The sequence below is a fragment of the Mesorhizobium sp. M1A.F.Ca.IN.020.03.2.1 genome, assembly GCF_004023205.1.
GTDB lineage: Bacteria > Pseudomonadota > Alphaproteobacteria > Rhizobiales > Rhizobiaceae > Mesorhizobium.
On sequence record NZ_RZSV01000333.1, the window covers coordinates 1 to 4607 of the forward strand.

Below are 4607 nucleotides of genomic sequence, written 5' to 3' on the forward strand. Positions count from 1 at the left end.
TTGCCGAGGTGCAGCCCGGCGGCCATTTCTTCTCGGCCGCCCACACCATGGTCCGCTACCGCACCGCCTTTTACGAACCGCTGGTGGCCGACTGGTCGAATTTCGGCAACTGGACGCAATCCGGCGGCAAGACCGCGACGGAGCGCGCCACCGGCATCTGGAAGCGGATTCTTTCCGATTTCCAGCCGCCCGCATCCGCTGCCGCCACCGCCGGCGTGCTCGACGATTTCATCGCACGTCGCACCGAAGAGGGCGGCGCGGCACCGGTGTCGTGAGGTCAAGGCAGCAGGGCAACCGCTGTACGCGAATAGGTCTTGTCGCTGACTTGATCGAGCATGAAGGCCGCCACGTCGGCGCGCGCCAGCGTCGGCAACAAGGATCTGGCCCGGATGCCGTGGCCGTGGCGGAACCGGCCGATGGCTGGACCGTTGCCGAGCTTTGGCGGTCGCACGATCGTCCAGTCGAGGCCGGACCGCGCGATGAGCCTTTCCTTCGCTTCGTGATCCGCCGCTTCATGGCGCAGCACGAGCGGCACGACGATGCCGCCGAGCAGCGGCCCCAATTGCCGCCGGCTGTCGCGGACGCCGAGGAAGGACTGATAAATGAGCCGGGTTGGCCCGCTCCGTTGCATCGCCTCGACGATGAAGCCGATACCGGCAATCACCGCCGCGTCGTGCTTCAGTGGCACGCCGACACCGAGGCAGCTCAACACCGCGTCGTGACCGGCAATCGCGCCCTCCACCGCCTTGCAGTCGGCGACGTCTCCGACGATCACGCTCAGACGGTCGTGGCTGATGGCGAGCTTGCGCGGGGTGCGGACGAAGGCGGTGACCAGATGGCCTTCCGCCAGCGCCGCCGAGACGAGGGCGCGGCCGGTCGCGCCCGAGGCGCCAAAGATCAGAAGTTTCATCTCCGGCCTCCCTGGCCAGTCTGCCCCGCTCGTCAGCTAGGCTTGCGCCCTGCGGCGAAAGCGACCGGCGCCCCAGCCGGGCAGCAGCCTTGTGTAGACGTAGTCGCATTGCTCCACCAGACCCTGCGCGGCGCCTCCCTCAAAAACCGTGTCGCCCCACATCGTGACACGCGTGATGCCCTGCATGCCCGCCGAACCGGAACCGCGCATGGTGCGGCTCGCCCCCGAAACTCTCGGCAGCCGCCCGGTTTTGCTTGTCTATCGCCGCGAGATCGGTGATGAGGCGCCTGTGCGCCGTCATCCGTTTCGTAACTGTGGTGATCAGGGATCAGGCAACGGTGATCAGCGGCAAGGCTTGATGGCATTGCCTCAAGACGCCGTCCGACGATCTGGCGAAACGGGTGCAAGGCGGCTACGCTGCGATGAGGACAAGGCAGGCGAGAGGAACCACATATGACGGCGCCTGGCGATTTGATGCAGGCCTTGTTCCTGCGACTGAAGACCGATGCGTCGCTGTCGGCGCTGCTGGGCGGCGCCGGCCTGCTCGAGCGCGCCGACGCCAAAGCCGCATTTCCGCACGTCACCTATGGCCGCACCAGCGCCTTCGACCTGGACACCGGCGCCGACGACAACGACGACCAACTCATCACGCTCCACATCTGGTCGAAGGCGCAGGGCGATGCCGAGACGCGGCTCATCATGGACAGCATCAAGGCGCGCCTCGACGGCGCGGCCCTCTCGATCGGCCCGCGTGGCCAGACGCGGCTGTCGCTGGAATTCGCCGAGGCGCGCTATGACGACGACCTCGCGGTGCACCACGGGCTGCTGCGCTTCCGCGCGCTGACGCAAGAAAGTGCCTGAGAGACCAGCTTTTCCTTGTGCAATTCCAGGAAAGTGCGCACCTGTTTTCCGTCCGGAAGTGCGAAAAAACAAAGAGTTAGAGCAATTCCGCGTTTCCTTGGAGCGATGAACGTTCCTAGAACTGGGCCTGGATGGCGGCCTTGTCGATGACGGACCAGACCTCGCGTATTCGCCCATCCTGGATTTCATAAAAGACGTTCTCCGCGAAGGTGACTCGCCTGCCGTTCACCGCTAGGCCGAACAGCATGCCCTTGGGCCTGCAGTCGAAATGCAGGCGGGCCGCCACGCGTGGTGGCTCTGATACCAGAAGCTCGATGTTGAAACGCAGATCGGGAATGGCCTGAAAATCGCCTTCCAGCATGCGGCGATAGCCCGAAAGCCCCACCGTCTCGCCATTATACTGCACCTCGTCGCCGACGAACCGGCCGAGATTGTCCCAATCCTGTTCGTTGAGGCAGGCAATGTAGTCCTTGTAGAGACTGGCAAGGTCGTCATGGCTCATGGCATTCTCCCCGTCCTCAACTGCTTCACGGCGCAAATTAGAGCATATGCAAGCCGCGAAAACCGTAGCCGCGCCCGTGATTTTCCGGCTATCAATCCATGCTGGTCCTGATGGGCCCAGGCAGTTGGACTCGCATTTGTTCGTCTCGCGGGCAGGGGGTATGGCGGGCATGGATTTTCGGCCATTCACCGTTCATTTCATGTTCAGCACAAATGCGTTAGTACCGTGATCATGAAAACGTTCCGCTCCCTTACTCGCGCCGCGGCGCTGGCGCTTGCCGCAGCCGGGCTTTTTGCGTCGCAGGCGACGGCGATGCCGCTCGTCGAGCCATCGGTCGACCAGCCGGTCGTACTTGCTGCCAGCGATTGCTATGCGATCGGCCAGCAGATCGCCGCGCAGAACGGCGGCACGCTCGCCAAGGCCTCGCAGGCGACCCGCGGCGGGCAGCAGGTCTGCGTGATCGTGGTGCTGGTCCCCGGCAAGGAGGGCCAGCGGCCGCGCCGTACCGAGATCGTGGTGCCGCTGGACTGACGCCCAATTCCCTTTAACAGGCTTGAGTTTCCTGGCCGGCGGAATCGGCCTATACCTCCACCCTTCAACAGGCTCCGAACCATGCGCGTGCTCGTCGTCGAGGATGACAAGGATCTCAACCGGCAGCTGACGGATGCGCTGGTCGATGCCGGCTATGTCGTCGACCGCGCCTATGACGGCGAAGAGGGGCATTTCCTCGGTGACACCGAGCCTTACGACGCCGTCGTCCTCGACATCGGCCTGCCGCAGATGGACGGCATCAGCGTCGTCGAGCGCTGGCGCCGCGGCGGGCGCAAGATGCCTGTGCTGATCCTGACCGCCCGCGACCGCTGGAGCGACAAGGTTGCCGGCATCGATGCGGGCGCCGACGACTACGTCACCAAGCCTTTTCACATCGAGGAGGTGCTGGCCAGAGTGAGGGCGCTGATCCGCCGCGCCGCCGGCCATGCCTCGTCCGAGCTCACCTGCGGGCCGCTGAGGCTCGACACCAAGGCCTCCAAGGCCGACGTCAACGGCGTGCCGCTGAAGCTCACTTCCCACGAGTTTCGGCTGCTTGCCTATCTGATGCATCATATGGGCGAGGTGGTATCGCGCACCGAATTGGTCGAACATCTCTACGACCAGGACTTCGACCGCGACTCCAACACCATCGAGGTGTTCGTCGGACGGCTTCGCAAGAAGATGGGCATCGACATGATCGAAACCGTGCGAGGCATGGGCTATCGCATGCGAGAGCCGGAGGCGTGACGCGGAACCGCTGAAGCCGACGATGAGAACGTGGCTTTCAAAGCTGCGGCTCTGGCCGCGCTCGCTGACCTTCCGCGTCATCGCCTTTTCCACGATTTGGGCGATCCTGACGCTCGTCGTCATCTTCACCCTCATCACCACGCTCTACCGCCAGGCCAGCGAGCGCGGCTTCGACAGCCTGCTTTCGGCGCATCTGTTCAACCTGATCGGCTCCGTCGGCATTTCCGACAATGGCGCGCTCATCGGCTCGCCCGACCTTGGCGATCTGCGCTTCTCGGAGCCGAATTCCGGCTGGTACTGGTCGGTCGAGCCGGCCTCCGAAGACGTTCACGGCGAACTCCATTCCTCCTCGATGACCTCCTCGATCCTGTCGCCGAGCGTCGCCGAGGTGCCGTTCAACGCGAACTTCCAGCGCAGCTATTCGACCGAGGGCATCAAGGGCGAGGAGTTGGAGGTTTTCGAGAGCGAGTTCGTGCTCGATGCCAAGAACCGCGCCGCGCGCTTCCGCGTCATGGGCAATCACAGCGAGCTCGAGCAGGAGATCGCGAGCTTCCAGCGCCGGCTGCTCACCTATCTGTCGCTGTTCGGCGTCGGCATGATCGCCATTAACGCCATCGCCATCCTTTTCGGCTTGCAGCCTTTGCGCCGCGTGCGCAATGCTTTGGCGATGGTGCGCGAGGGCACGGCGCAGCGGCTCGACGGGCGCTTCCCGGCCGAGATCGAGCCTCTGGCCAGCGAGACCAATGCGCTGATCGAGAACAACAGGCGCATCGTCGAGCGCTCGCGCACCCAGGTCGGCAACCTCGCCCATTCCCTGAAGACGCCGCTTGCCGTGCTGATCAACGAGGGCCGCGCGCTCGGCGGCGCCAAGGGAGAGCTCATCGCCGAGCAGGCTGCCTCGATGCAAAAGCAGGTCGACCATTATCTGCAGCGCGCCCGCGTCGCCGCCCAGCGCGACAGCGTCGTCTTCCGCACGCCGGTGGCGCCGCTGGTCGAGCGCATGGTGCGCGTGCTGCGCAAGCTCAACCCGCAGACACAGCTTTCGCTGTCGCCGCC

Annotated in this window: 8 protein-coding genes; 5 read left to right on the plus strand and 3 right to left on the minus strand. The window is 64.6% G+C overall.

Annotated elements, in window-relative coordinates:
* The coding region (locus EOA79_RS29850; protein ID WP_206639288.1) for a trimethylamine methyltransferase family protein at window positions 1-275 on the plus strand (275 nt) is incomplete at its 5' end.
* A gap of 2 nt (window positions 276-277) precedes the next feature.
* On the opposite strand, the gene EOA79_RS29855 is transcribed toward EOA79_RS29850, so the two are convergent.
* Both EOA79_RS29855 and EOA79_RS33050 read right to left on the minus strand, forming a co-directional pair.
* Window positions 278-910, minus strand: a complete 633-nt coding sequence (locus tag EOA79_RS29855) for an NAD(P)H-binding protein (RefSeq protein WP_095823719.1) — start codon at window positions 908-910, stop codon at window positions 278-280.
* Between the two features lie 36 nt (window positions 911-946).
* Window positions 947-1120, minus strand: coding sequence for a hypothetical protein (locus EOA79_RS33050; protein ID WP_164748310.1), 174 nt, complete (start codon window positions 1118-1120; stop codon window positions 947-949).
* Between the two features lie 243 nt (window positions 1121-1363).
* Here EOA79_RS33050 and EOA79_RS29860 point away from each other — a divergent pair, with 243 nt between their 5' ends.
* The gene (locus EOA79_RS29860) at window positions 1364-1771 is read left to right on the plus strand and encodes a DUF3168 domain-containing protein (protein WP_095823718.1); all 408 of its coding nucleotides are present in this window, start codon (window positions 1364-1366) and stop codon (window positions 1769-1771) included.
* Window positions 1772-1886: 115 nt separating this feature from the next.
* On the opposite strand, the gene EOA79_RS29865 is transcribed toward EOA79_RS29860, so the two are convergent.
* Window positions 1887-2273: an ester cyclase gene (locus EOA79_RS29865; protein ID WP_095823717.1), complete on the minus strand. Its 387-nt coding sequence runs from the start codon at window positions 2271-2273 to the stop codon at window positions 1887-1889.
* A 231-nt stretch (window positions 2274-2504) separates the two neighbouring features.
* Here EOA79_RS29865 and EOA79_RS29870 point away from each other — a divergent pair, with 231 nt between their 5' ends.
* From EOA79_RS29870 to EOA79_RS29880, 3 genes are all read left to right on the plus strand, one after another.
* A complete protein-coding gene (locus EOA79_RS29870) occupies window positions 2505-2804 on the plus strand; it encodes a hypothetical protein (RefSeq protein ID WP_095823716.1) in 300 nt (99 codons plus the stop codon).
* An 81-nt stretch (window positions 2805-2885) separates the two neighbouring features.
* Window positions 2886-3551 carry a response regulator transcription factor gene (locus EOA79_RS29875; protein WP_067320964.1) on the plus strand — a complete coding sequence of 222 codons (666 nt, stop codon included), beginning with the start codon at window positions 2886-2888 and terminating at the stop codon, window positions 3549-3551.
* Between the two features lie 22 nt (window positions 3552-3573).
* Window positions 3574-4607, plus strand: a 1034-nt coding sequence (locus EOA79_RS29880; RefSeq protein WP_164894007.1) for a HAMP domain-containing sensor histidine kinase, incomplete at its 3' end; no start/stop codon positions are given.

Bases quoted from the DNA above. Each gene is read 5' to 3' on its own strand.
- EOA79_RS29865 (WP_095823717.1), bottom strand. From the start codon at position 2,273: ATGAGCCATGACGACCTTGCCAGTCTCTACAAGGACTACATTGCCTGC.
- EOA79_RS29855 (WP_095823719.1), bottom strand. From the start codon at position 910: ATGAAACTTCTGATCTTTGGCGCCTCGGGCGCGACCGGCCGCGCCCTC.
- EOA79_RS33050 (WP_164748310.1), bottom strand. From the start codon at position 1,120: ATGCGCGGTTCCGGTTCGGCGGGCATGCAGGGCATCACGCGTGTCACG.
- EOA79_RS29870 (WP_095823716.1), top strand. From the start codon at position 2,505: ATGAAAACGTTCCGCTCCCTTACTCGCGCCGCGGCGCTGGCGCTTGCC.
- EOA79_RS29860 (WP_095823718.1), top strand. From the start codon at position 1,364: ATGACGGCGCCTGGCGATTTGATGCAGGCCTTGTTCCTGCGACTGAAG.
- EOA79_RS29875 (WP_067320964.1), top strand. From the start codon at position 2,886: ATGCGCGTGCTCGTCGTCGAGGATGACAAGGATCTCAACCGGCAGCTG.